This window comes from Oceanobacillus oncorhynchi (genome assembly GCF_000821065.1).
GTDB classification, from domain to species: domain Bacteria; phylum Bacillota; class Bacilli; order Bacillales; family Amphibacillaceae; genus Oceanobacillus; species Oceanobacillus oncorhynchi.
Window position 1 is genome coordinate 4,498,014 of record NZ_CDGG01000001.1, and the last position, 26,873, is coordinate 4,524,886.

General features: G+C 38.4%; 20 protein-coding genes and 1 other annotated feature. Of the genes, 5 read left to right on the forward strand and 15 right to left on the reverse strand.

The window, feature by feature from the left end; genetic code table 11:
• Positions 1-494: 494 nt before the first annotated feature.
• Positions 495-674, forward strand: coding sequence for a hypothetical protein (locus BN997_RS23020; protein ID WP_139089162.1), 180 nt, complete (start codon positions 495-497; stop codon positions 672-674).
• A gap of 66 nt (positions 675-740) precedes the next feature.
• Here the strand turns inward: BN997_RS23020 and pepF are convergent, their stop codons facing one another.
• The 4 genes from pepF to spxA form a co-directional block, all read right to left on the reverse strand.
• Positions 741-2,552, reverse strand: coding sequence for an oligoendopeptidase F (gene pepF, locus BN997_RS21575; RefSeq protein WP_042535439.1), 1,812 nt, complete (start codon positions 2,550-2,552; stop codon positions 741-743).
• A gap of 97 nt (positions 2,553-2,649) precedes the next feature.
• On the reverse strand, positions 2,650-3,846 hold the full coding sequence (locus BN997_RS21580) for a competence protein CoiA family protein (RefSeq protein ID WP_052485097.1): 1,197 nt from the start codon (positions 3,844-3,846) through the stop codon (positions 2,650-2,652).
• Between the two features lie 180 nt (positions 3,847-4,026).
• A complete protein-coding gene (gene mecA / locus BN997_RS21585) occupies positions 4,027-4,719 on the reverse strand; it encodes an adaptor protein MecA (protein ID WP_042535441.1) in 693 nt (230 codons plus the stop codon).
• A 380-nt stretch (positions 4,720-5,099) separates the two neighbouring features.
• Positions 5,100-5,495 carry a transcriptional regulator SpxA gene (gene spxA, locus BN997_RS21590; protein ID WP_040979700.1) on the reverse strand — a complete coding sequence of 132 codons (396 nt, stop codon included), beginning with the start codon at positions 5,493-5,495 and terminating at the stop codon, positions 5,100-5,102.
• 426 nt (positions 5,496-5,921) lie between these two features.
• Here spxA and BN997_RS21595 point away from each other — a divergent pair, with 426 nt between their 5' ends.
• Together BN997_RS21595 and BN997_RS21600 are read left to right on the forward strand one after the other, a co-directional pair.
• Complete coding sequence (locus tag BN997_RS21595; protein ID WP_042535443.1) at positions 5,922-6,263, forward strand: P-II family nitrogen regulator; 342 nt, start codon at positions 5,922-5,924, stop codon at positions 6,261-6,263.
• A gap of 18 nt (positions 6,264-6,281) precedes the next feature.
• A complete protein-coding gene (locus BN997_RS21600) occupies positions 6,282-7,649 on the forward strand; it encodes an ammonium transporter (RefSeq protein ID WP_042535445.1) in 1,368 nt (455 codons plus the stop codon).
• A gap of 83 nt (positions 7,650-7,732) precedes the next feature.
• Here the strand turns inward: BN997_RS21600 and BN997_RS21605 are convergent, their stop codons facing one another.
• From BN997_RS21605 to BN997_RS21630, 6 genes are all read right to left on the reverse strand, one after another.
• A complete protein-coding gene (locus BN997_RS21605; protein WP_042535447.1) occupies positions 7,733-8,329 on the reverse strand; it encodes a GNAT family N-acetyltransferase in 597 nt (198 codons plus the stop codon).
• 391 nt (positions 8,330-8,720) lie between these two features.
• A complete protein-coding gene (larE, locus tag BN997_RS21610) occupies positions 8,721-9,560 on the reverse strand; it encodes an ATP-dependent sacrificial sulfur transferase LarE (RefSeq protein WP_042535449.1) in 840 nt (279 codons plus the stop codon).
• Between the two features lie 205 nt (positions 9,561-9,765).
• Positions 9,766-11,016 carry a nickel pincer cofactor-dependent isomerase, group 22 gene (locus BN997_RS21615; RefSeq protein WP_042535451.1) on the reverse strand — a complete coding sequence of 417 codons (1,251 nt, stop codon included), beginning with the start codon at positions 11,014-11,016 and terminating at the stop codon, positions 9,766-9,768.
• 154 nt (positions 11,017-11,170) lie between these two features.
• On the reverse strand, positions 11,171-12,175 hold the full coding sequence (gene pdxA, locus BN997_RS21620; RefSeq protein WP_042535453.1) for a 4-hydroxythreonine-4-phosphate dehydrogenase PdxA: 1,005 nt from the start codon (positions 12,173-12,175) through the stop codon (positions 11,171-11,173).
• A 78-nt stretch (positions 12,176-12,253) separates the two neighbouring features.
• Positions 12,254-13,576, reverse strand: coding sequence for a four-carbon acid sugar kinase family protein (locus BN997_RS21625; RefSeq protein WP_042535455.1), 1,323 nt, complete (start codon positions 13,574-13,576; stop codon positions 12,254-12,256).
• Positions 13,577-13,817: 241 nt separating this feature from the next.
• The gene (locus tag BN997_RS21630) at positions 13,818-15,587 is read right to left on the reverse strand and encodes a sigma-54-dependent Fis family transcriptional regulator (RefSeq protein WP_042535457.1); all 1,770 of its coding nucleotides are present in this window, start codon (positions 15,585-15,587) and stop codon (positions 13,818-13,820) included.
• Between the two features lie 952 nt (positions 15,588-16,539).
• On the opposite strand from BN997_RS21630, the gene BN997_RS21635 reads away from it, so the two are divergent.
• The gene (locus BN997_RS21635; RefSeq protein ID WP_042535459.1) at positions 16,540-17,913 is read left to right on the forward strand and encodes a GntP family permease; all 1,374 of its coding nucleotides are present in this window, start codon (positions 16,540-16,542) and stop codon (positions 17,911-17,913) included.
• 254 nt (positions 17,914-18,167) lie between these two features.
• On the opposite strand, the gene BN997_RS21640 is transcribed toward BN997_RS21635, so the two are convergent.
• A complete protein-coding gene (locus BN997_RS21640; protein ID WP_042535461.1) occupies positions 18,168-19,514 on the reverse strand; it encodes a gluconate:H+ symporter in 1,347 nt (448 codons plus the stop codon).
• Between the two features lie 737 nt (positions 19,515-20,251).
• Positions 20,252-21,478: a putative glycoside hydrolase gene (locus BN997_RS21645; RefSeq protein WP_042535463.1), complete on the reverse strand. Its 1,227-nt coding sequence runs from the start codon at positions 21,476-21,478 to the stop codon at positions 20,252-20,254.
• 211 nt (positions 21,479-21,689) lie between these two features.
• Positions 21,690-21,863: a binding site (T-box leader), on the forward strand.
• Positions 21,864-21,982: 119 nt separating this feature from the next.
• Between BN997_RS21645 and trpS the strand changes: the two genes are divergently transcribed.
• Positions 21,983-22,972 (forward strand): tryptophan--tRNA ligase, encoded by a 990-nt coding sequence (gene trpS, locus BN997_RS21650; RefSeq protein ID WP_042535465.1) that lies wholly within the window; start codon positions 21,983-21,985, stop codon positions 22,970-22,972.
• A gap of 45 nt (positions 22,973-23,017) precedes the next feature.
• Here the strand turns inward: trpS and BN997_RS21655 are convergent, their stop codons facing one another.
• The 3 genes from BN997_RS21655 to BN997_RS21670 form a co-directional block, all read right to left on the reverse strand.
• A complete protein-coding gene (locus BN997_RS21655; protein WP_042535469.1) occupies positions 23,018-23,779 on the reverse strand; it encodes a YjbA family protein in 762 nt (253 codons plus the stop codon).
• 733 nt (positions 23,780-24,512) lie between these two features.
• Positions 24,513-25,754: a beta-ketoacyl-ACP synthase II gene (fabF, locus tag BN997_RS21665; RefSeq protein WP_042535473.1), complete on the reverse strand. Its 1,242-nt coding sequence runs from the start codon at positions 25,752-25,754 to the stop codon at positions 24,513-24,515.
• Positions 25,755-25,781: 27 nt separating this feature from the next.
• Entirely contained in the window at positions 25,782-26,720 is a 939-nt protein-coding gene (locus BN997_RS21670) for a beta-ketoacyl-ACP synthase III (RefSeq protein ID WP_042535475.1), read from the reverse strand.
• Between the last annotated feature and the right edge of the window lie 153 nt (positions 26,721-26,873).

Genomic DNA, 26,873 nt, shown 5'->3' on the forward strand with positions numbered 1-26,873 from the left:
GATCAGGTTTTTTTGATAATAAAAAAGATACACGGGGCAGCGTGTATCTTTTTTTCCGTCTTTGTATAATTACAAAGGGGGGATGGGAGAAAGTTTCATGATCAAACAAAAGGGGTATTTGTTTGTAATCAACTTACAATTATATTCTAGCAAGTTCCTTTTCAGTTTTCAATAATTATGTGCATCTTTTCACAAAATATTCACTTCTGTTCTTTTCCGGCAGTCATTGTGTCATTTTTGTTGGACTTTTTGAACTTCCTATAATAACAAATGTTTAAAAAGTCTGATAAAAATGACCAATAAGTTCAAGGCGACGAGATTTTTCCGAACGGAGCGTATGCTTTAAAATACGTGAGTAGCGGAAAAATCTCGTCAACGCAGAAATTCGCCGTGTCATTTTTATTGGACTTTTTGAACTTCTTCTTCTAGAAGAAATAACTCGGACATATAATGCAGTACAAACCAATTCCCCATCAAAGGAGGAGTCCAATCATATGCGGCGTAATTATTTTCCTTTCTTATTCATACTTTTAGTGATTATCGCCTTTTTCTTTAATTTATTAGGCTTTATGAACATGATACCTATGTATATAACGCTCCCCTTATTACTCGCATCCATTTATTGTATGCTGTCTTCCATTGCCTATCAGAAAACAAGAGGATACCGGCGCTGAAAATAGCATCTATTATATCTAAAACGGTCAGGAAACCGAGCTTCCTGACCGTTTTTATGATTCATTTTATTTTTCCAGCAATGCTTCCATCTCTGTCAATTTTTCTTCAAAAACATCCAGTGCATCTAAAATAGCTTGTTTCTGCGTCATATCCACGCCAGCTTTTTTCAATACATCAATAGGGTCCTCGCTGCTGCCGGATTGCAGGAAGCCTAAATAGCGGTCGACAGCGCCTTCTTCCCCATCTAAAATCTGCTTTGACAGCGCCGTTGCTGCAGAATAGCCTGTAGCATATTGATATACATAATAATTCATATAAAAGTGAGGAATTCGCGCCCATTCTAAGCCAATTTTTTCATCACTTACAACGTCTTCTCCATAATACTTTTTATTTAAATCATAATACACCTCTGTCAGCTTATCAGCAGTTAACGCCTCTCCATTTTGAGCCAGCACATGAATATCATGCTCGAATTCAGCAAACATGGTTTGGCGGAATACGGTTCCGCGGAAACCTTCTAAAAAGTGGTTTAATATATAAAGCTTTTCCTTTTCGTCATCCAGATGCTCTAATAAATAATCGTTTAATAGTGCTTCATTTGTAGTCGACGCCACTTCTGCTACAAAGATGGAATAGTTTCCATAACGGAACGGCTGATATTTTCTCGAATAATAGCTGTGCACAGAATGTCCCAATTCATGAGCCAGCGTAAAAGTATTATTCACATCATCCTGCCAGTTCAAAAGAATATATGGATTTGTTCCATATGTCCCTGACGAGTAGGCGCCGCTTCTTTTTCCTTTATTTTCTTCTACATCGATCCAGCGCTCGCTAAAGGCTTCCTCTAGAATACCGGCGTATTCTTTCCCTAATGGCTTTAAGCCTTCCAGGACGTATTTTTTAGCTTCTTCATACGTAACAGGCATTTTCACATCTTTTACGAGCGGTGTATATAAATCGTACATATGCAGTTCATCGACACCGAGAATTTTCTTTCTTAATTTGGCATAGCGATGCAATAAAGGTAATTTTTCATTCACTGCCTCAACTAAATTATCATATACCTCCTCAGGTATATGGTTATTATCTAGAGCAGCCTGACGTGCACTTTCATAATTCCGGACTTTCGCATTAAAATTATGTGATTTCACCTCTCCGCTTAATGTAGAGGCAAATGTATTTTTAAATGAACCGTACGTGTCATACATCGCATTAAAAGCTTGTTCGCGCACATTCCGGTCCGATGATTCCATAAATGTAGAGTATCTGCCGTGCGTCAGCTCAACTTCTTCCCCATCCGCATTTGTGATGGACGGGAAGGTTAAATCGGCATTATTCAGCATACCGAATGTTTGTGAAATGGCTCCGATCGGTTCATCTGCCTCTGCAAGCAATATCTCTTCCTTCTCGCTTAATATATGCGGACGGCTGTGATTTATATCATCTAATACTTTTTTATAAACCTGAAGTTCTTTGTTCTCTTCTATAAACTGCTTGAGCTTTTCTTCCGGTATTTCTAAAATCTCCGGTACAAGAAAGCTAAATTGGCTGGATGCAGTCGTCAGCAGATTTTCTGCCTGCGCATTTAACCCTTGGTAAAAGGAATTCGTCGTATCCTGGTCCGTGCGTAAATGACCATAAACATACAACTTACCTAGACGCTCTGACAGTTCATCCTGAACCTGTAATGCTTCTAATAACGTATCTGCGGAAGTCCCTAATTTCCCTTTATACGCTGCCAATTTTGAAATATCATTTTTTAAGCTTTGAAATTCTTCTTTCCATTGTTCATCCGTCTCAAAAATATCTTCTAAACGCCACGTAGACTCTTCTGGTATTTCATCACGCTTTGGTAATTGTTTTGCTGCTTTTGCCATACGATTATTGCCTCCCTTTTTACAATTCAACAGTACTTTCTGTTTCCAACAACTCTTCCGATGTAAATGTATTAAAGCCATACTGTTTTTATTCTTCTTATTTAGTATAACGAAATAAGGGCGAATCATGCTCGTATTTTGCTTTTTTTTCTGTAAAAAATGGATAAAAAAAGGACTGATCTCCCTGAGCTGCCTGCTCCAGCGAAGAATAACAAATAATTTCTTTCTTAGTCCGCAGAATGGAGGAGGATTGTATGTCTATATATCCGGCACGTTGGATTAACTGAAGGTAATAACTCAATGCATTGGAAAAATCGAAGGTGCCTTTGCCGTAGAAGGAATAAAGTATTTTCTTTACCCGGCCGATATCTGTCCGCTCCCCTGCTTTTAAATCAGCTAACCAAGTGACATACAGCTCTGTTTGCCACTTATAAAACGGAACAGGCACAGCAGCGTAATAAGGAATCGGTATAAAACAGATACTTGGAAGATGCTGAAACAGGTATCCTTTACTGTATAGCCACCTCCGCAGCTGATAGACAGATCCATAAGCTCCCTCCACTTTTATACGGAGACGTTGTACTTCTTTTAACCAGACCTCCGGAAACTTGCCGGGATTCTTTTCTTTGTGAAAGAGATGTTTAAAATGCAGCTTATGAAGCGGGTAGATAAACTGTTTAGCAAAAAGCTTAGAGGTTTGTAGAGGATGTAAATGATGAAGAACAGCCATTTCTGATAGAAACGGGTCGTAAAAAAACAATTGCGGATAATCCTTTTGCGGAGAAGAATGAATAAACGTATCTAAAAAATGATTTGTTTGAAAAGTGCAGGCTCCTTTCCGTTTTAAATATTTCGCTCCGAGAATCCACATGGATTCGATTCCGATTGATTTGTAGCCCTGAATCCTGCTTAAGATTTCTTTCCGCGAGATTCTTGAACATTGAAACTCAACTGCTATTTTCTTTTGGCCAATACAAATAAAAATATCAGCGCTTTGAGAAATTTCAGGAAAATATACTTCTAAATCTGCTCGCATATTAAATCGTGTCAGCCACTGAAATAATTGCAGCTTCCCTCTTGCATGATAAGCTCCTTCTCCTCCCGAAAAAAGACATGCTGTCTGAGGTAAATGGGAAAAATGGGGCACCACCCTTTCTCCCGACCGGATAATCACTCTTTCTTCACAGACAGGACAATAAAAGATATTTTTGTTCTCTTTCCAAACAGCAATCTCTCTTTGCGAATGACGAAATAGCAGAATAGACTCTCCCGTTTTACTCATTGCTCGCTGCAAGCTTTATCACCTCCTATACATATATTATTTCGACAGCGTTTCTGCTTTTCCTGCTTTTTTCTGCTGCTGCATTTTTTCAAACAAATGACTGAATTTGAACACCGCTCCATTGTAACGGCAAAAAAAACATCAAAAAAACCTACAACAAATCGCAGCAAATGATTTCTTGTAGGTTTTATATCAGACATCCTTTGGAAAATAGGTACGAACCTGCTCAAATGCATTGTTTTCCATCAACCTCTTACCGTATTCTTCCAAAAGATGAATAGAAAGGGATGAATCTGATGCGTATTCCAGCACTTGGCTGATGACGTCTTCCTGACGATGTTCATCTAATACATCATAAGAAAATTCCATATATAAATAGTAGTTATCTTTATAGGAATATAACGTCTCTTCTCCAAAATCACTTACATCCTGCAGCTGGTGACTAAGCTGAATCAGATTCTCAAACTCATCAAATTCAACAATAATCCACAAATTCTCTTCCATCAGTTCGTCATTCTTTTCATCTTCGTCTTCTTTTTTATTGTCTCCAAACTTCTCTTCTAAAATATTGTCCAGCTGATCATCTACTGGTAAATCAATATTCCCATCCTCGGTTTCCAGCTCTAAATGTTCACCATTTTTAGAGACCTTCGCTTTCGTAACAACAATTTCAAGACCTTTTTCCATCGCTTGAACTTGTATCCAAAGCGGTCCTTCCGGATTGAAATCCTCACGATAGTTGACTTCATCCATCATCTGCCAGAACAATTGCTCACTTCTTTCCCGATTGTACCAGATTTCTTCTTTTTCAAAACCTAATTCCTCTATATCAACATAAGAAATATAAAATTTAATCGTATTTTCATTAATTCTTTCTATCTCCACAGTAAGCTCCCCCTTCTCATTAAGATAGAATCATCTCCTGCACCTTTATTCTAAACGGATACCTGAGCCGACAGCATATAATTAACGTCTCTATAATAGATGTACCCAAATCAATGTAATCCTAATCATAATCCTTATTTATCACATTGTATGCAAAAATGCAATCCACAAGAAATGAATACGCCCAGTTCCTGTCACTTTTCTGAAAAAACAGATGAGCATCCCTATTAAATACGAATATAGCTATACATTTTATTTAGTTAGTTATTTTAACGTATTTCACGTGTTTTGTCATTTATCAGAGCTTATTTGATTTTCACCATTTTTACCCATAAAGAAAGGCGCAGACATCATCTGCACCTTAACTGACTTATTTATTATTAATTAACCATTCGTTGTGCTTCACGTAATTGGAAGGTTCTAACGGTCCGCGGTAAGAAACGGCGAATCTCATCTTCGTTATAACCAACCTGCAGTCGTTTTTCATCTAAAATTATAGGGCGACGCAATAAACCAGGATTATCCTGTATTAAATTAAATAAATCTTTCATCGGCAGCTGGTCAATATTAACATTCAGCTTTTGAAAAACCTTCGATCTTGTAGAAATAATCTCATCTGTTCCATCCTCAGTCATACGCAATATTTCTTTAATCTCATCAAGAGATAAAGGTTCAGAAAAGATATTACGTTCTGTAAAAGGAATATTATGCTCTTCCAGCCATGCTTTTGCTTTTCTACATGAAGTACAGCTTGGTGAGGTATAAAGTGTTACCATAAAACTTCACTCCTCAATCTAATTTATATTTTCAACATCCACCTAAACTTTATTAAATAATAATAAGTATAATCTGTTCATATGTACTTATTATACACCAAATATCTAATAAAAGGTAGGGGGTGCGATAAAATCATTTATTTAAATTCTCTTACCGCTTCTCACATAGTTTTAAGATTCCCTCATCTAATTGATAATAAACCTTTAAACCACATAAATTTTATTTACCCGATATAAAATTTATAATTCTGCCTGCACTATAAATTATTCCACTTATTATGACGGGATAAACGTCTTTTTTCCTGAAAGCGTTTTAGTCAAAATGTTCTAAAAAAAGCTTGCTATTTTAATAAATACATAATATGATATTAAACATAACTTTATATGTTATATTTCCTAACATAACTTTAAAAGGAGGAATCCTCATTGAAAAAGGTGGAAGCAATTATACGCCCAGAGAAGTTTCAGGATTTACGAGAAAAACTGTCAGCAATCGGTTTTGACGGCCTGACCGTGACAGAAGTAGCCGGGACCGGCAAGCAAAAAGGCAAAATTGGTGTATATCGCTCTACAGAGTTCGAAGTCACCTTACTATCTAAGTTAAAGGTGGAATTAGTTGTTTCCGAAGAACGAGTCGATGATATAGTCGGCCATATTATCGACGCTTGTAAAACCGGACAAATTGGAGACGGGAAGATTTTCATCTCCCCAATCGAGCAGGTAATCCGCATAAGAACAGGAGAAAGCGGGACAAAAGCAATTTATTAACAGACAGGAGGAAATCATATGTTTAAGAAATCATTTACATTAGCTATCGTATTATTTTTAATAACAACACCCGCATACGCTCAAACACCGACTGTAGAATCATTAGAGCTTTCCATCAATCTTGTATGGGTGATGCTTGGCGCCTTTTTAGTTTTCTTTATGCACGCAGGGTTCGCTATGGTGGAATCCGGCTTTACCCGTTCAAAAAATACATTAAATATCTTAATGAAAAATTTTTTAACCATCTGTATTGCCGCTATTCTATTTTTCGCAGCCGGGTACGGGATTATGTTCGGTTCTTCCGCAGGAACTATTATTGGAACAAATGGTTTCTTTCTAACTGATGTGGAAGATATTGGTTTCTTCGTATTTCAGGCTATGTTTGTCGCAACATGCGCAACAATTATGTCAGGAGCAGTAGCAGAACGAATTAAATTAGGGAGCTATATCCTTATTGTTATTGCCATGACCACTTTTATTTACCCTGTAGTCGGACACTGGATCTGGCAGGGAGATGGCTGGTTAACAGCTCTTGGCTTTAGTGATTTCGCCGGATCTACAGTTGTTCACTTAACCGGAGCTTCTGGAGCACTTATGGTTATTTCCATTCTTGGTCCAAGGATCGGAAAATACAATGGCAAGAAAGTTAATGTTATCCCTGGACATAATTTACCTCTCGGAGCACTCGGCGTGTTTATCTTATGGTTAGGATGGTTTGGTTTCAACGGCGGCAGTACACTAGCGGCTGATCCATCGCTTGTCCCCTATGTTATCGGAACAACCTTGCTATCCACCTCTGCTGCGTTAGTATCTTCCTCCTTCTACACAAAATTACGATTTAAAAAAATGGATGCATCCTTATCCATGAATGGGGTTTTAGGCGGTTTAGTAGGTATAACTGCCGGCGCAGCAGAAATTTCCTTAGGCGGCTCTATTCTCGTCGGGCTGGTTTCCGGTATTTTACTAGTAGAAGCCATCCGCTTTATCGATACAAAACTGCGGTTAGACGACCCTGTAGGAGCAATTGCAGTTCATGGCATCTGCGGAATTTGGGGTACATTAGCTATTGGATTCTTCTCGATTGATACCGGATTATTTTACGGAAATGGTTTCAGTCAGTTAGGAATTCAAGCAATCGGCGTTTCAGCAGTAATCATTTGGGTTTCTGCCACAATTGGAGGATTCACTTATGTATTAAATAAAATCTCACCCATTCGCGTATCTGCTGCAGAAGAAAAAGCCGGACTGGACTTCTCAGAACATGGTTCCAGCGCCTATCATTTTAAAGACAGTTATTTAGAAGGAACTTCAAGCCCGAAGGCACCAATTGGTCTGGCAGAACGTTTAAACCAAAAAACACCTGTTGAAAACCCGACAAAATCTTAATAATCCTTTTCTAAACTTAAAAACACTGCAGAGGAAATACTTCACTCCTGCAGTGTTTTTAAGCTTTCATTAAAGAATCGCCTTTAATTCGATTCTTTCCGTTTTTGCATACCTTCTAAAAGGTTATCCGATTTTTCATCTTCATTATAACGCAATACTTCATCTGAAGGCTGATATTTTTTTCCATAAATCTCTTTGTCCTTGTATGTATGAATATCTTCATACATTTTTTTCATCTGACTATAAATAACTTCCTCTGAATCACCCTGAGGAGACCAATATAAGATTTCCATCGGTGTTTCTTCATCCGTTGCCAGTGATTTGCGGTTATATCCAATCGCTCTTGCATGACGAAAACCTTCACGGGAATAAAACTTTAATCTTTTTTCCGAGTCGGTATCATCATAATTAATCGGTTCTACTTCCAGAATAATCGCCTTATTTTTTTCTTTCAGCTTGTCTATCAGCTGATGACCAATCCCCTGCCCTCTAGTATTCGATGATACCCAGAGATAATCAATAAAAAGAAATGTATCGAATTCCGCATACATCAATACATGTTTTGGACTCTCATCTTTAAAATAGACATCGCCCTTTTCCGCCAGTAAAAGCTCCATATGCTTTTTAGATTTCATCTCTTCTACCGGAAAATAATCGTTCAGCTTTTCATACCAATTCATTCAGGTTGCTCCTTTTCGATTATTATCGTTTCATTATAACCGATTTCATTTTAATTGTGAAATGATAGCAGGAATCCATAATTTCCTTTCTTAACACGACAAGGTTTTGCTGATTTTAGAAAAGCAATCAAAATAAAGCACTTCTCTGTTTATGGTTCCTTCTTTTCATACTAATTTCAGATTGCTATAAAATGAAACTTCATTCAGCGGGAGTTTTACAGGCGGTTCTCCGCGATAAAAAAAGAGCAGCCTTCAATCTTTCACAGGCCGCTGAAAAAAGCCCGGTAAAAACAAGCCGTCCAATAACTTTCTTTTGGACTGCGTGATTTTTACCTGCTTTTTTAAGTTCCCTCTTCCAGATGAAAACTGCTTCCTGATTGATTTCGATGGTTTAAGCGTGCGCTGACAGTTTTGTTTCCCATTGATCCTGCTCGATAACTTCATTCATGCTTCCTGTACGGTAGCCAAGCAAATCGACGGATACATAATCAAACCCAAAGCTGACCAGCTTATTTTGGATTTCTTCCTTTTCATCAAGTAATTCCAATATTTTGTCTCCAGCTACTTCGATACGCGCTACATTATCATGATAGCGCACACGCACCTCTTCAAAACCAAGCCCTTTTAAATACAATTCAGCTTGATCGACTTGCTGAACGATTTGTTTGTTTAGCTTCGTACCATAAGGAAAACGAGAAGCCAGGCTGCAGGATGCCACTTTATCCCAAACAGGAAGCTTCAATTCCTTCGCAAGTGCGCGAACTTCTGTTTTATAAAAGTCTGCTTCCTGCAGCACACTGCGGATACCTTCCTCTGTTCTTGCTTTTAATCCCGGACGAAAATCCGCTTCATCATCCATAATCATGCCATCTAAAACGTACGAATAACCCATTTCTTCAGCCAGTTTATTCAGATGTGTGTAAAGCAGTTTTTTACTGAAATACCAGCTCTCCGGATTATTTGCTATAATATCTGGATTTTCCAGTTCTTTCATTTCTGTTTGATGCACACGGACCCCCAGATTTTCAGCTAATTGTACACTGGCTTCAAATTCAGAGTCGCGAAAAAGCTCAGAGTTTACAACCACGGCTAATACATTGTCCCCAAGCTCTTCCTGCGCCCGCTTCAATACAACTGCACTATCTACTCCGCCAGAAAAGGCAACCATTACGCGGCCCATACCCTTCAAAATATTGCCTAAGTGTTTATTTTTTTCTTGCAGATTATTCATTTTTACATACACTCCCCAACAAGCAATTTATTGTTACTGATTCCATCTCAGCATCTTAAACTTCTATTAAAATGTTTTAAATAAACTTCTTTTTGATTATAGGCGACAAATAATTTCTTCTTCTTTTCCACTTTCATTTTAACATAGCCAACTCGTCCATTCACAATGATTAAAATAAATGAAGTAACCTAACTTGCCTTTCTATTTACATTGGAGGAAAATAGCCCTCTGCATCAAATTCCATTTGATGCAAATCCTCTAATACCTCAATGTTTTCATTCTCTTTCAATTCATTGAAAATCACTTCTGATACAAATAACTCTCCGATATGAAGCGTGTTTGGAATCCGCACGATTCTTGCCTCTTCCGACGGGACGCCCCAATTGGCGCGGAGTGCTGCTTCTAATGCTTCCCGATCACTATCAAGGACGATTGGAATTTTAGCTCTGTCTAAAAATGTACTTGTTACAACGTTTTCATTCATGGCTTTTAAATCAATTACTTCAAATAAACGTTTTGTTGTCAAATCCGCCAGACCAATCCCTAATGCATTCCCATGGCTGGCCTCACTTAATTTAGAAGCAATCACGTATTTGACACTAGGCTTTTCAGGTTCCTCTACTCCCAGCACCCGTATACGGCCAATAATGTTTGTATCCATGCCTGTTCCACTATGATTTTTGCCTATTTCATCAACAACTAATATATCCATCTCATCAACCGGAAGACTAGGCATTAAAGCAAATGCACGTTTTAATAATTCTCTTTCACGTTCTTCAATTTGATTAGGATCAATCGCTTCAATAATCGCGGTTTCTTCATGCGCATTTTCTACAATCGCTATACCAAACAGTGTATTTGAATGACTGATCGCAACCTTGCCAACCTCAGGCATCATATCACGAATTCCTCTGATGCCATGTGTATGAAGCGCTAACGCCTGCTTATGTTTTCCCATACCAATCGATGCCATTTTCAAGATACCACTTTCAATATCCTTTTTAAAATCGGTATGCGGCTTCACACGCCCCATCACGATAATACCATCCGCTTCATATGCATGCCTATCAACATAAACAGGAATACCAGCTGATGTTTTGCCTACTTCTACAACTTCCATGGATGAACGAATTTCGCAGCCGGTTGACACCTCTGTTACCCCAAGTCCATCAAGTACTTCGATTTGACCTTCCGCAGTAGCTCCGCCATGACTTCCCATCGCCGGGATAATAAATGGTGTTGCACCTCTTTTTTTAATTTCATCCGCTACACCCTTGACAATAAGCGGAATATTAGCAATCCCGCGGCTTCCGACAGTAATTGCAATTTCCATGCCGGGTTTGATTTTCTTATCCGCATTCACATGGTTGAATTGCTCTGAAACAGTTCCTGTAATATCGTCCAGACTTTCCACTTCAAATTTTTGTCTAATTTTTGCCATTTTCGGTAAAGACATTGTTTACAGCTCCTTTCAAATTACGTTTATCTAAAATCGATGAAATATTCCCTGTCTTAATGAGGAATTTATTCTTCCGTAACCCCCAGTCTCATACTTGCCAGCTTTTCATGCCAAGAAGCAAGAGGCTGATCACAACCTCTTGCTCAATTTTTTAGGATTCATTTTCTGGAGCTAATTCAACTGCCATACGCAGCGCTTCTTTTAATGACAGCTCGTCAGCAATATTTTTGCCGGCAATATCAAATGCCGTCCCATGGTCAACACTCGTACGGATAGTTGGAAGTCCAACTGTAATATTCACGCCAGCTTCCAGACCTAATACTTTAATCGGGCCATGTCCCTGGTCATGATACTGCGCCACAACGATATCAAAATCACCGCGTTTCGCTCTAAAGAACAGTGTATCTGCCGGAAGCGGCCCTTGCACATTGATTCCTTCAGCCTGCGCTTTTTCAATGGCCGGAATGATTTTTTCTTCTTCTTCCCCGTTACCGAAAAGTCCGTTTTCTCCAGCATGCGGATTGATGCCGCAAACTGCGATGCGAGGAGATTCAATGCCTGCTTTTTGTAATGTTTCATGCGCAAGCCTGATCACTGTATATTGACGCTCTGCATTATTTTTCTTAATGGCATCCATCAGTCCAACATGAGTGGTTGCGTGAATCACTCTTAAACCTGGCGCAGAGAGCATCATTGCGAAATCTTTTGTATTTGTCAGTTCTGCTAAAATTTCTGTATGACCAGGATAAACATGACCAGCTTTATGAAGTGCTTCTTTGTTTAAAGGAGCTGTACAAATTCCTTGAATTGCCCCTTCATTTGCATAGCTGATTGCCTTTTCCAAGTAGCGGAATGCAGCATTTCCCGCTTCAGGGGAAACCTGCCCCCATGGCAAATCTTCAGAAACCAAATCTAAATCAATAATATCAATTATGCCATATTCATATACTGCTTCCTCTGGTTTAGTAATGCTGTTTACTTTAAGCTCTACATTTGTTACTTCCAGTGCCCTTTTTAATATTTTTGCATCACCAACTACAAATGGATGGCTTGTTTCATAAATATGTTTATCATTTAAAGATTTGACAATAATCTCCGGCCCCACTCCTGAAGGGTCACCCATTGTAATCGCAATCGTTGGTTGTTTCGCAGCCATAATAAATTCCTCCTAATTATCCTAATCTTTTTTTGCCAAGCATATTGTAATTACCAACCATACACCTGGCGTTATATGTTACTTTTTATTGTTCATCACAGGTCCCTGCACTTTTGTAATTGTTTCAAGGGCCTTGGATAGCGCTTGTTCCGTTCCAAATGCGCCTGCTTTGGTTACAACAGGAAGTCCATCGAATAATCCGCCGAAAAGCTGCCCATAAGGGATACCGGGCTCCACTTCTCCAATCACCCGAATTCCTTCTCCTTTTAATGCTTTACAGGTTGCACCTGAAATGTCGCCGCCGGTTAAGACTGCACCACTAATATCATTCGCTTCAATCAACTGACAAGCAATCATTCCCATGGATTCAGCAATTGTATAACCTACATCAAAGTTTGATAAATCAAGCTCCTGCTTCAGCTGCTTTACTCGATTTCTCGCTTCTTGTCCGCGATCCGTTGTTATTACTAAATCCCCTTTTGCCAATAACGCCTGGCCAGACTGAACGATACGATCTATTTCATACTTTCGTTTGTCGTTGTCAAAGAACGCTTCAGGAGAAATAACAATCTCTTCTACATTATTCCCTTTTTTCAAATCATGAATCTGCTGATCGGTAATCATGTTCACACTGCCTGCTACAACCAGTACTGGCGGACGTTCATCTGATTGGTTGCTCTGCAATACCTCTTTCCGGTTACCGCCTGTACTGGAAAGATGAGAGGCTACCCCCGCCGATCCGACCCAGAGAAATTTTTCTTTCAATGCTTCGGCCGCTTCAACAATCGCCTTCAATTCTTCATCTGTTGTTGCGTCAATGACAATAATTTGAGATGAGTTTGCAGCAGTCAACTTCAACATTTTTTCCAGTATATGATCTTTTCCTTTTTGCACATCCGAAATGGAAATCAATTGGATATCCCGTTTACTCTGTTCCTCCAATAATTCTGGAAGGTAGCTCTGCTTTACAGGACAGGAAGGATCATTGGACATTTCCGAGTCTGCTAACAGCACCCCATTCACATAGTGTTTTCCTTCCACCGTTGTCCGTTTGCTTTTCGGAAAGGCCGGTACTACAAAAGAGGTTTTGAATTGAAAGACGTCCATTACTGCATCGATTTCCTGACCGATGTTCCCTCTCATTGTAGAATCGATTTTCTTAAAAACGTTTGTTACCCCTAATCTGTTCAATTCTGTAGATAGCTTAAAAACAATATCATATGCTTTTTGAAAATCGAGTGCACGGCTATCTGAATTTAAAACGATGACATCTTCACTTAAATGCGATGATTGTAATTCGGTGTCTGAAAAAAGTACGGTCGTACTTAACCCTCTGTTTGCAAATTGAACACCTGTATCATTTGCACCAGTTAAGTCATCTGCAATCACTGCCAGTTCCAACTCTATTTACCCCCTTCTGAACAATCTCCGTTTTTCTTTTATTGTTTAACTTTTCTTGTATGATATTTATCTTACTTTAATTATAAGGAGGTTGCTTATACACTAATAACGTTTTCATTCATAATGATAAACCAATCCGTTGTATTTTGCAATATATTTTATTTGTTTTATTTCCTTTTTAATAACATGTTGTATTTAGCATCATATTGTAATTTTATTGTCAAAAATAAAACGCAAGCTGTTATTTCAGCTTGCGCCATAAGGTAGAACGATTGATTCCCAAGCGTTTTGCTGCTCTGGATTGATTCATTCCTTCTTCTTCAAGAACCTTTATGATGACTTGTTTCTCAATTTCTTCTAATGTACCGCTCATATCCACATACGATAACACATCATTCTGCTTTGCTTGTTGTTCTACCCGCTTAAACACAGTATCCACTTCTGTTTTCTCAATATAATAAGATTGAGATTCTAAAAACAATTGTTCAATGACATATTTTAATTGCCCAACATTTCCGGGCCAATCATAATCAATCAGCTGCTCCAGTGCATCGTTGCGGATTCCGACAACTTCATTGCCATATTTCGGATGCAGATCAGAAATAAACACATGAACTAAATACTCAATATCCTCTCTGCGTTCCCGCAGCGGAGGTATATGAATATGAGATTGAGCTAACAATTGAAACAACTCGCGATGGAAGGTGCCATTTTTAATTATTTTTTCCATATTATCCCCAGAAGAAATAAGCCATTGCGGATTCCGGTTATTTTCATTCTGAAGAAATTGCAATAACTCCTTCTGCATGTAAGGTTTCAATTTATCAATATTTTTCAAGAAGAATATACTGTTAGCATATTTTTGAAAAAAGCTTTCCTTCATCAGGTCTTTCCATTGTTCTGCAGTTATCACATCACAGTGCAAGGTAATCAGCGGTTTATCTGCTGTTTGCCTTTTCAAATAAATAGAGTGGACAACCAGTTCTTTGCCATTTCCCTGCTCTCCCGAAACCCAGACCGGGCCGTCAAGTTCTCCGAAATGCTCGATTTGATCCATTACATGATGAATAACATCACTTTTCCCTAAAATTGGAGTACGGGCAACAAAGGTGTGTAATTCAATAACATTGGAATCTATATGTTCACTTTTCGTAATCGTTTGGGGCGAATGTGCATTTTTAAAAAATAAGATGGTTGCGTCTTGAATCGGGCATGTCGTTATTTCCCATAATTTATTATTGATGGAAAGCGTTTTTACTTGCTTCTCATTCGCTAAGGTTGTTTCCTGTATAAGCTTCTTAACATCAGTATTGTCTAACTTTAACCAATGAAACTCATGATAAAATTGCTCATTCCCATAAATCACTTCATTGTCCTGATTAAAAACACCGATAGCCTGCTCTTCACTGTCAAGAATGGTTTCCATAAATGCGATATTCTGTTGCAATCTTGAAAATAAGCGGTAGGATCTTCGTGTCTCTTCCAGAGCGTCTATCACTGCCTCTTTTCCCGATGTAATCAATACTCCGGTCATTCCTAATTGTTTAGCCGTCTGCACAGTGACAACGTCCCCAATTACAACCTCGTAACCATCCTTACTTAATTCCAGTAGTTTTTCTTTTACTTCGCTGTCTCTCGTAATTGTTAATGTTTTAATATCTAAATCCAGCAGTTCAGATATGGTAGCAGCACCTTGGGTAATATTTGAAAATCCCACAATAGCAGCTTTACCGGAAAATCCTTTCACAAGTGTTAAAATTCGCAGCACATCATAGCCGGAAACTTGGATATCTATTACCGGTATCGATACGGCCTCTTGGATCATGGAAGCTGTACCCCCGCGGCTGACGATAACATGGTACCCTTCATTTTCAGCATTCTTTGCAATAGCCACACCTTCTGACAGGTTACCTAATTCCACTTGTAATTCAATATCCTCTACTTCTTGGCTAACTTCTTTCATCATTTCAAGCAGTCCCTCATACGGGACAATTACTAATACTTTTATCATTCAACTTCACCTTCTGTCGAAAAAATCAAGTTATCGATTTCTTTATTTTTTTAAGAAAAGAGCTTATTTTGTTCCATTGTATCAAGAAAAATTCGGGTAAGTAATCTGAATTCTTGTTCTCTATAAAACAAAACTTCATTCAGCGGGGGTTTTACGGGCGGTTCTCCGTGATAAAAATAAATGACAAGATAATTTCCTTGTTTTCATCCATTTGAATAGACGTACCTGCCCTTTCATACACATTTCTTATTTAATTTTTTATCACGCAATCGTTCCTTATGTAACCCCTTTGGTTTATTTTGCATCGAACTCCCGCTAAATGTCCAGTTAAACGGAGATTTAGCTTCTTGATTCCACTGCCAAACTATTGTTTCTGGCTACTACCAATTAAAACATATTTCAACAGTTTCATTTGCATTTTCACCGAAAGCACGAAATTTCATTCAGAGGAGTTTTACGAGCGATTCTCCGTGATAAATGCCCAATCAGAAAACAAGGCATACATATTCATGTTGAAAAAAGTAACAAAATTAATATAAAATATCTACTTGACAAGTTCTGTTGAAGAATATAGAATTCATTACAGCACAATGTGATGCGATAAATAACATTTCTCATTATTTTTTAAAGATTTAATTATTTAATTAAAAAAAGTGTTGCAATTTTGGTAATTCAATATATATTAGAAATCCTGCTGTTCACTTATATACGCGGAGAGGTGTATGAACTTTTATTTTTAAGTTTTATTTAAGCACTTACAATCGTCCGCAAAAGGGGTGATGCACATTCTAATTATATTTTTTTAAATTGAAATCGCATTCTTTTTGCATAAATAACAAATGCTGAATAAAAGTTGCTACATTCTAGAATCAAATGTGCTTTTATGAGAAATGGTATCCATCGTTTTTATTTTTGTTTCAAATGTAAACATTTACAAAGGGGGAGAAATATTATGGAACCATCAGGTATCCAAATGGTTTCCGGGTTAATACTTGGGGTAATTGTACTAATTTTATTAGTTTTAAAGACAAAGATTCACGCATTTCTAGCACTAATCATTGCTGCTTCCATCGCAGGCCTTGTTGGGGGGATGGTCCCAGGCGATGTTGCTGCTGCTATCTCAGAAGGTTTTGGCAGTACGCTTGCATCTATCGGGATTGTCATTGGCCTGGGCGTCATGATGGGACGCATCCTTGAAATTACCGGTGCTGCTGAAACACTCGCTTATTCATTAATTAAATTTGTCGGAAAGAAAAAAGAAGAATGGGCAATGGCGATTGCAGGATATATCATTTCAATTCCAATATTTGTTGACTCTGCTTTCGTTATTTTAAATCCTTTAGTTAAAACGCTTTCTAGAAAAACAGGAAAATCTGTTATCTCCATCGGTGTTGCCTTAGCCGTTGGTCTCGTACTCACTCATACATTAGTTCCTCCTACGCCAGGACCGTTAGGAGTAGCTGGCATTTTCGGAGTAGATATCGGCATTATGATTGCATTAGGCCTTACGCTGGCGATTCCGCTTATGATTGCAGGTGTTCTTTATGCAAAATGGCTAGGAAAAAGAATTTACCAGCTGCCTGATGATTCCGAAGCAGGCTTCACTAGACCAGATCAGCATATGGGTTATCCAGAAATGGTTGAAGTCATTAACGAAAGAGCAAAGGATCTTCCATCTTTTGGACGTTCATTCTTGCCCATTTTAATTCCTATTATTCTGATTTTCTTGAACACAACGCTGGATGCTTTAGAGCTAACAGAAGGTGTTTATGGAATTTTCATCTTCTTAGGTCAGCCGATTATAGCCGTTGCACTAGGTCTTATCGTTGCAATCTATGCGCTGGCGGGTAACCGCGGCCGGCTAAATACATTGGAGGAAATGGAAAGAGGAATTCAGGATGCGGGTATAATTCTGCTTGTTACCGGTGCCGGCGGTGCGCTTGGAAACGTATTACGTACAAGTGGAACAGGAGATTATATTGCACAGCAAATTGCTGAACTGCCGCTGCCAGCTATTCTGATTCCGTTCTTCGTTTCGACAATGGTCCGTCTGGTTCAAGGAAGCGGAACAGTTGCTATGATTACAGCAGCATCCATTTCAGCACCGATTTTGGCACAGATGGATGTTAATATGGCACTAGCTGCGTCTGCTGCAGCACTCGGATCTTTAATTTTCTCTTACTTTAACGACAGTTTCTACTGGGTTGTGAACCGTATGTTAGGAATCAAGAACGTGAAAGAACAAATCATGGTTTGGTCCGTACCAACTACAATCATGTGGTTTATAGGATTTATTTGTCTTCTGATTGCCAACATGATTCTTTAACTATAACAAAATGAAGGGAAGGAGAAGTGATTTTTTCCCTCCCCCTTCAACAAACTTATCCCGATTTTTTTCTGCCTGCTGGCATCGTAAAGTGCAAAAAACCAACCATTTATAGAATCAATAAATGGTTGGTTTTTTGTGTTAAATTTAAATAGAAGAATGTAAGAACCAAATTCAGCTGCATACGTCGCCTGCACCTTTCACAGTACTGCCACACTTCTCCGCATCACTTTTATCGGACTAGTTCTGCCTCTTTAAATGATGATATCCAATAATAAAGTACATACTAGACCAGATACAGCTACAATGGTTGAAAGTACCGTATATGTTCCAAATGCTTCTTTTAAGGACATCCCCAGAGATTCTTTAACCATCCAGAAGCCAGCATCGTTTACATGAGAGGCAATGGCACTGCCTGCACCGGTTGCAAGTGTAACGAGTTCCAAGTTAACGTCCGGGATTCCGGCAAGTGATGGAATAACTAACCCTGCAGTAGTTAATGTTGCAACTGTCCCGGAACCTAAACAAATACGTAAAATCGCTGCAATCATCCACGCAAAAAAGACGGGAGACATCATGGAACCTGCAAAGATATCAGCAACGTAATCTCCGACACCTCCATCAATAAGCACCTGCTTTAACGCTCCGCCGCCACCGATGATCAGCAGCAGCATTCCTAATGCGTTAATCGCTGAAGAGCAGGAATCCATTAATTTTTTAACAGGAATATTTCTTCTTATTCCCATCGTATAAATTGCCAGTAATAAAGAAAGTGTCATAGCTGTTGAAGAATTACCAATGAAACGAATCACATTCATAAATAAATTATCAGAAATGCCCAAAGCTGGCTGAATCATATCAACAATCGCACCTAAAGCCATTAATATTACAGGAAACAATGCTGTAAATAAGCTAATTCCAAAACCAGGCGTTTCCTCTAATTTGAACGTTTTCTGGACACCAAACGATTCGCTGCCTTCTCTGGTAAATGCAGTAGGCACAATTTTTTGCGCAAGCTTTGGATATAAAATTCCTGCAATAATTACGGTCGGAATAGCAACAATAATTCCATAAATTAAAACCAACCCAATATTTGCGCCATATTCTGAAGCTACCGCTGTCGGACCAGGATGCGGAGGCAAGAAAGCATGTGTTGCCAGCGCAGCTGTAACCATCGGCAATCCTAATTTCACGATAGAAATTTTTAACTCTTTTGCTATCGAGAATATAATTGGAACAAGTAATACGATGGCTACTTCCAGGAATAAGGCGATTCCAACGATAAATGAAGCAAATAGAACTGCCCATTGAATTCTTTTCTCACCAAATTTGTCAATCAACGTTATCGCAATTCGATTAGCCCCGCCGGAATCAGCAATAAGTCTTCCAAGCATAGCGCCCATCCCAAAGATTAACCCGATGTGGCCAAGCGTTCCTCCTAATCCGTTCTCAATCGATTCAACAACTTCTCCCATAGGCATTCCAAGTGCTAAAGCTACTATAAATGAAACAATAACCAATGAAACAAATGTATTTAATTTAAATTTCATAATAAAAATAAGTAATAAAAGTACCCCTAGTGCAACAATTAATAATGGCATCTGTCTGTCCCCCTGATGTAAGTTTTAGCAGTTCTATTTGTTTATGATAAAGATGTTGTAATTTTTAATTCTCTATAAATGACATCATGATAAGCTTCTGCGGTATACGCTTTCAACAAAAATACAAATTTGTTTTTTCTCCTTGAATGAGAGTGCTTACAAACGAAATAGATTAAAATGGAAAGTCCATTTATTTTAATCTATGTTCCTCATTTGAAAATCACATACCGCCGGAATATAGAATGAATCAGAAACCTTCCCCTTCTGATGTCAAAGATATAAATTCACAACACTTTTCTTTTTCACTGCCTGAAATAGTTTAGATATTACTTTAATTGTTGTTTTTGGCAACAAAAAACATTCTATACTTTGTGTATATTATTGTCAAGAGAACAAACACTATTATTATGTTGGTTTTTGCGACAGTTTCTATTTTTTGTTAGATTAAGTTTCAAGTTTCGTGTGTAAGAAAATAAGCAGGTGTGGCGGATACATAAAACGAATTTCACTCATTAGGAGTTTTACGGACGGTTCTCCGTGATTAAAGTGTGATGAGATCGAAGCAGTGCACAGATTTAGATAAAAGAATGGAGTCAGCAAGAATATTCATCGAAGAAATAAAAACAGCCCGACACTGTTCAAAATTCCGGTGTCAGGCTGTTCCAATATCATTTGATTTTTGATTTTTTTCTTATTTACTCGGTCGAGCAGTTTTCATTCATCCTGGAGCTTTTCCATCAGTCTTCTTTTCCAATTAAATAATCTACATTTTCCGTATAGGTATTACCTGCATTCCACAACAGGAATTCATTAATATCATTTTCATATAATGCTTGTATTTGTGCTTCTACTTCTTCTTTGCCATATTCAAATGTCGGTCCGCTGTATAACCATGGCGCACTAAAATCCTGCAACCATGGACGAGATACAGGCGGTTCATCCAAAGCACCCAAAACTTCATTTTCTACTTGGGAATATTCATCGACAAGAGCATATGGTTCTTCATCTGGATTAGAAAGTCCAAAATAAGAACCCCAATGGCTTGGATAAATCATAGATGAAATAATATCTACATTCTCAGAGATTTTTGAGAAGTTTTGGCCAATTCCCGGTGTTTCCTCTATCGTTGCTGCATACCCGAAAATATCTACGGATACATCAACATCATAATCGCTTAGTTCTTCACGGGCATAAGCAACAAAATCAGTCACTGCTTCGACACGCTTTTGAACATTATCCATATCTAAATCTGCATAATCCCCCATGGAATATTCTAAATCCTCATCTCTATTTTCAAAGCCCTCCGGATATCGAACATAGTCAAATTGTATTTCTTTAAAGCCCATTTCTGCGGCCATTTTAGCTATTTCTACATTGTATTCCCATACTTCTTTTTCAAAAGGATTCACAAATGCATGACCGCTGCCGTTTGTCCAAACTTCTCCATTTTCTTTAAAAGATAGATCAGGACGGGCTTCAGCTAAAATATTATCTTTAAAAACAACAATACGCGCAATTGGATAAATTTCTTCTTGCTCTAATCGTTCCATCATTGCATCGGGGTCAGAAATAAATGTTGTGCCTATTTCTTCATACACTGATCCTTCCTCAGGGGCAAATGTGATATGTCCGTAATCCTCTTTCACATCGATTACCATTGAATTTAAATCTGTGGAAGATACTAAATCTATTAAACTTTCCATTTTTTCTCCGCCGGCTGAATTACCAGTAACATAGATTCCCCGTACTGCATCCGGATATGTAAAATTATAATCAGACGTAATAACAAAGCGGCTAAACCGTTGGGAAGTATCTATTTCTTCTAAGCTCGTAGACCGCTCTTTATGCGATTTTGCTACTACATCCGCGCCATCCTCTGCATGAACTTCATTTGCTTGCCCCAGACCGACCAATGCTGCACCAGCAACAACAAAAGCCGTTACCAGATTCCTCCATTTTTTCATCCAATCAATCTCCCATTTGAATATATTTTATTACTAGTATAAATGAAGGAAGGAAGTTTTTAAAAGGAAAACTCGTAAAAAGTGGAAAAAAGTTTTATTTTGTAGGTAAATATACATCCAAAAAAATATCGCTGGCTATTTTGTCGATTTTCTTATGTATAGGTTACTTGCAATTTGTTAAAAATAAACTTATAATAAACTTAATTTAATAGCAAAAGCATTGAAGAAGATATAGTACATCTTTCCCGCTGATTTAAGAGAGCTTGTGGTGCTGAAAACAAGTATCATGGGAAGGTGGAATTGGGCTTTGGAGCTTTATTTTACTAATGAAGTGATTCTATTTATAGAATAATCAGGGTGGCAACGCGGTTCATTCGTCCCTATTTTGGGAATGAGTGGGCTTTTTTTATTGCCTGGGAAATAATTCAACATTTAATCCTGATTCCTCAAGCTCACACAGCGGATATCTTTTCTGCTTGGAAATAAATAAATGAGGTGAAGACATTGCAAACTATTTTTTCAGGAATTCAGCCTAGCGGCACATTGACCCTAGGAAATTATTTAGGTGCACTTCAACAATTCGTCGAATTACAGGATGAATACGATTGTTATTTCTGTATTGTTGATGAGCATGCAATCACTGTTCCACAAGATAGATTAGCGTTAAGAAAAAATATTAAATCATTAGCTGCACTTTATCTGGCATCAGGAATCGACTCGAATAAGGTAACCCTGTTTGTCCAATCTGAAGTTCCGGCCCACACGCAGCTGGCATGGATTTTGCAGTCCATCAACTATATTGGCGAACTGGAAAGAATGACACAATATAAGGATAAATCAAAAGGACAGGAAGCTGTTTCTTCTGCTTTATTAACTTACCCTACACTTATGGCAGCCGATATTTTACTGTATAATACAAATGTCGTTCCTGTTGGGGATGATCAGAAGCAGCATCTGGAACTGACCCGTAATTTAGCACAACGCTTTAATCACCGTTTCAACGATATTTTTACAATTCCAGAAATTCGTATTCCAAAAGTTGGTGCACGGATTATGTCTTTACAGGATCCGACGAAAAAGATGAGCAAATCAGATACGAACCAAAAGGGATACATTTCTATGCTGGATGAACCAAAACAAATAGAAAAGAAAATCAAAAGTGCGGTTACCGATTCAGAAGGCATCGTGAAATTTGATAAAGAAAATAAACCTGGCGTCTCCAATTTATTAACCATCTATTCTGTTTGTACTGGAGAATCTATTGAAGCTCTGGAGAAAAAATATGCTGATAAAGGCTACGGAGATTTTAAACAGGGTGTAGCTAATGCAGTCATCAGTGTATTAGAACCAATCCAAGAAAAATATAAAGAATTAATCGACTCAGAAGAGCTGGATCTTATTCTGGATAAAGGATCCGAAAAAGCTTCTATCACTGCTGGAAAGACATTAAAAAAAGCAAAAAAAGCGGTGGGATTAGGCAGAGTCAGAAAATAATGCTAAAAAAACAAGGAAACGATTTTTTACCGTTTCCTTGTTTTTTTAATTTTGTTTCGATGTATTTTCTTCGGGCTCCATTTCAGCTTCCCACATTCGTTCCAGGAAAGCCTGCCCACGTATCAGTTTCCTGCAAAGTTCTTCATGCGCTCGACTCCAGCCGTCTTTTAAGCCGTTATAAAGCGCCTCCCAAACCTCCTCTTCATTCATATATTTAATAGAAGGATATTTTTTAGGATTCCATTCTGTAAGCCAATACCTTAATTCTTGTTTATTATTTGTTGTTTTTAACTGATCTAATCCAATCATTAACAGCTGTTTAAGCTGACGTTCTTTCCTTGTCAGTCCATGAATAAAAGATGGCGGCATAGATAGCATATGGTATTCCTTTTGATAGCTTTCCTTTTTAAAGCCGTAGTTTTTTTGTTCTGCTTTTTCAATCATGCTGTACACTAATTGTTCCTGTCTGGGTATCAGCCTGCTTTTTCTAACTGGAATATAATACCCCGCTGTATCAAAAGCAAGTATTTCCATGCCATCTGTGACTACAGCTGCATATTCCAATACCGTTCTTTTTTGTCCTTTTCGTATCGTTGCTCTTTTATAGATACTATCGAGTAAATCTTTTGGAAGCTCACGAATATCATTTTCAATGTATTCGAATAGTTCGCTCGATATGTACAGCAGCGGTACTTGATCTAATAATTCAACAGAATCAGATTTTCGCCATTCGTGGAAGGGGCATACATTATATCCGTTCTCTTCCCCTTCAAACCAATTTACCCAAGCGTCATGTAAATATAACATTTCCTAACCCCACCTTATCTGCCATTTATTATCTTTTAGTTCAAAAGAAAAATTTGATGCGTTATATTCTTGTTACGTTCTATATCTTTTGAACTTGAAGGTTAAAATACATTATGACCATCTCTCATATTTTTATGCGAAATCACTTATTTTTCTACACTAAAATGACGGAGGGAAATAAGGATCAGCAATAAACCTAAAGGAAGAAAATAACATTCTAACCGCCCTGCTATAAATGTAAAATAGTCAGCCCAGCTTAACCCGGCGGGGAGAAAATTGAAATATGCTATGATAGTAACACTTCCTGTAACTGTCATTCCAAATCCGACTAGAAATATAAAGAAAGAGCCCATTGTATCGCCTCACCTGCTTGTCCGTTTATATTATTCTATGTGCTTGTCCCACGGAAAATACAAGGTTTTTACAGGATGTTAGAAAAACCAAGAATACCGCTTGGTCTTTAAAACATCGGTGTTCTTGCCGAAGAGATGTCCGCTACGGGAAGTCGCTTTCCGCGGGCAACGGCTTAGCCTCCTTTAAAGAAGACTTGCTGATTGGCAAGTTTTCTTTAAAGGAGGCTGAGCTCAAGCCCACGGAAAGCGGAGTGTATTTCTGGGGTTGCGATTACTCACCCCATGAAACCCGTTGGAGCGGATATATTCAGTATTTTTTTATACTTTCTTATTCTTTAAGAAAAAAGCCTATCCCTAAAAAAGGGATAAGCTTTTTTTAACTATGCTTCATATTTTTTAAACACTAGCGCTACATTATGTCCGCCAAAACCTAATGAATTACTTACTACTGCATTCACTTCCTGCTTTCTGGCTTCATTTGGCACATAATCTAAATCACATTCCGGATCCGGATGTTCATAATTAATAGTTGGAGGGACAATTCCATCAATGATTGCTTTAATGGAAATAATTGCTTCAATCGCCCCTGCAGCTCCTAATAAGTGACCAGTCATTGATTTCGTTGAGGAAATAGCTAAACTGGACGCTTTTTCACCAAAGACCGTTTTAATCGCCTCTGTCTCATACTTATCATTCAAGTCTGTACTTGTCCCGTGCGCATTCACATAATCAATATCATTGGAATCCAGCTTTGCGTCAGCAATTGCATGCTGCATCGCCCGGGCAGCGCCCTCCCCATTATCAGCAGGCGCTGTAATGTGGTATGCATCGCCTGTTGCTCCATAACCGACAATTTCTGCATAAATTTGTGCGCCGCGTTCTTTTGCGGATTCCAGTGATTCTAAAATCAGGATACCCGAACCTTCACCCATAACAAAACCATTTCTTTCTTTATCAAATGGGCGGCTTGCTTTCTTCGGATCATCGGTTGTACTTAATGCTTTTGCTGACGTAAATCCAGCAAATGCCATATTGCTGATTGGCGCTTCTGTACCGCCGGTAATCATTGCATCTGCATCACCGCGTTGGATTGCTTTGAATGCATCTCCAATAGAGTTTGCACCAGAAGAGCAGGCTGTTACTGTACAAGCATTAATACCTTTGGCTCCTAATTGAATAGACACTTGTCCTGCAGCCATATCCGGAATCATCATTGGCACAAAAAACGGGCTGACACGTTTCGCACCTTTCTCTAAAAACTTTGAATGCTGGTCCTCCCATGTTTTCATTCCCCCGATTCCAGAACCAATCCAGACACCGACACGGTCAGCATTCTCATCTGTAATTTCTAATTTTGCATCCTCTACAGCCATTTTTGCAGCTGCCACAGCATATTGTGTAAAAGGATCCATTTTGCGGGCATCCTTTTTCTCCATATAAGCAGCCGGATCAAAATCTTTTATCTCGGCAGCTACTTTCGCTGTGAATTGTTCTTTATCTACTTTCGTAACAAAATCAACACCTGATTTCCCATTAATAATGCTTTCCCACATCGTAGAAACATCATTACCAACGGGAGTTACAGCTCCTAGTCCTGTTATTACAACTCTTTTTTCCACGATAGTAATCCTCCTTTAATTAGATAAAGCTTACCTGCCCCAGCGCATTGCAACCGCTCCCCAGGTTAAACCTCCTCCGAATCCTACTAATACGATTAAATCATTATCTTTTATTTTACCTTCTTTTACTGCTTCAGACAAAGCCATAGGAATCGAAGCAGAAGAATTATTTCCAAAACGCTCAATCGATTTCGCCATTTTATCCTCGGAAATACCTAATCGCTCTCTTGCCGCTTCCATAATCCGGATATTTGCCTGATGCGGAACAAGATAGTCCACATCTTCACGAGATAATCCAATTTTTTCAACAACATGGATGGTAGACTCCGGCATTTGCCTCACAGCAAATTTAAAAACCTCTCTACCGTTCATGATGATATGATCTTCTTTATTTAAATAGAGTTCCTTCCCTCCAGCGCCATTTGCACCGAGTTCAAAGGACAGGATACCTTTCCCTTCAGATACTTCACCAATGACCGCTGCTCCAGCACCGTCGCCAAATAAAACACAGGTCGAACGGTCGGTCCAGTCTGTAATTTTAGACAGTTTTTCACTCCCGACAACGAGTACATTTTTATACGTACCTGCTGCAATGAATTGATTTGCTGTAATCACACCATACATAAATCCGGCACAGGCTGCTCCAACATCCATTGCTGCGGCATTTACAGCACCTAATCTATCCTGGATCAGGCAGGCAATGGATGGAAAAGCTGTATCCGGTGTTACTGTCGCTACCAGAATTAAATCAATATCTTCCGCTTTCACATTTGCATCTTTCAGCGCTTCTATGGATGCATGATATGCCATATCTGAAGTATCAATATCGTCTGTAGCCAGCCTTCTTTCATGAATTCCGGTCCTGGTTCGAATCCATTCATCGTTTGTATCAACGATTTTCTCCAAATCATGGTTGGTAACTACATTTGTAGGCAAATAATGGCCGGTCCCTAAAATACCGATACTCATTTAACCGCGCTCCCCTTCTATAATAACATTAATATCAAACATTATGACTTGGTACTAATTTTAAGATAAAATGAATTGGATAGCAAGTTACAATTTTACCCCTTCTTCATAACCAGGCTATCCAATTTCTTTTTTGATTTATTATATTTTTTG

What these genes read in the sequence shown, in the direction of transcription:
- larE (WP_042535449.1), bottom strand. Translation starts at nt 9,560, where the DNA reads ATGAATAATCTGCAAGAAAAAAATAAACACTTAGGCAATATTTTGAAG.
- BN997_RS21600 (WP_042535445.1), top strand. Translation starts at nt 6,282, where the DNA reads ATGTTTAAGAAATCATTTACATTAGCTATCGTATTATTTTTAATAACA.
- pepF (WP_042535439.1), bottom strand. Translation starts at nt 2,552, where the DNA reads ATGGCAAAAGCAGCAAAACAATTACCAAAGCGTGATGAAATACCAGAA.
- BN997_RS21670 (WP_042535475.1), bottom strand. Translation starts at nt 26,720, where the DNA reads ATGAGTATCGGTATTTTAGGGACCGGCCATTATTTGCCTACAAATGTA.
- spxA (WP_040979700.1), bottom strand. Translation starts at nt 5,495, where the DNA reads ATGGTAACACTTTATACCTCACCAAGCTGTACTTCATGTAGAAAAGCA.
- BN997_RS21645 (WP_042535463.1), bottom strand. Translation starts at nt 21,478, where the DNA reads ATGAAAAAATGGAGGAATCTGGTAACGGCTTTTGTTGTTGCTGGTGCA.
- BN997_RS21635 (WP_042535459.1), top strand. Translation starts at nt 16,540, where the DNA reads ATGGAACCATCAGGTATCCAAATGGTTTCCGGGTTAATACTTGGGGTA.
- BN997_RS21630 (WP_042535457.1), bottom strand. Translation starts at nt 15,587, where the DNA reads ATGATAAAAGTATTAGTAATTGTCCCGTATGAGGGACTGCTTGAAATG.
- BN997_RS21640 (WP_042535461.1), bottom strand. Translation starts at nt 19,514, where the DNA reads ATGCCATTATTAATTGTTGCACTAGGGGTACTTTTATTACTTATTTTT.
- pdxA (WP_042535453.1), bottom strand. Translation starts at nt 12,175, where the DNA reads ATGGCTGCGAAACAACCAACGATTGCGATTACAATGGGTGACCCTTCA.
- BN997_RS21655 (WP_042535469.1), bottom strand. Translation starts at nt 23,779, where the DNA reads ATGTTATATTTACATGACGCTTGGGTAAATTGGTTTGAAGGGGAAGAG.
- BN997_RS21615 (WP_042535451.1), bottom strand. Translation starts at nt 11,016, where the DNA reads ATGTCTTTACCGAAAATGGCAAAAATTAGACAAAAATTTGAAGTGGAA.
- BN997_RS21605 (WP_042535447.1), bottom strand. Translation starts at nt 8,329, where the DNA reads ATGAATTGGTATGAAAAGCTGAACGATTATTTTCCGGTAGAAGAGATG.
- BN997_RS23020 (WP_139089162.1), top strand. Translation starts at nt 495, where the DNA reads ATGCGGCGTAATTATTTTCCTTTCTTATTCATACTTTTAGTGATTATC.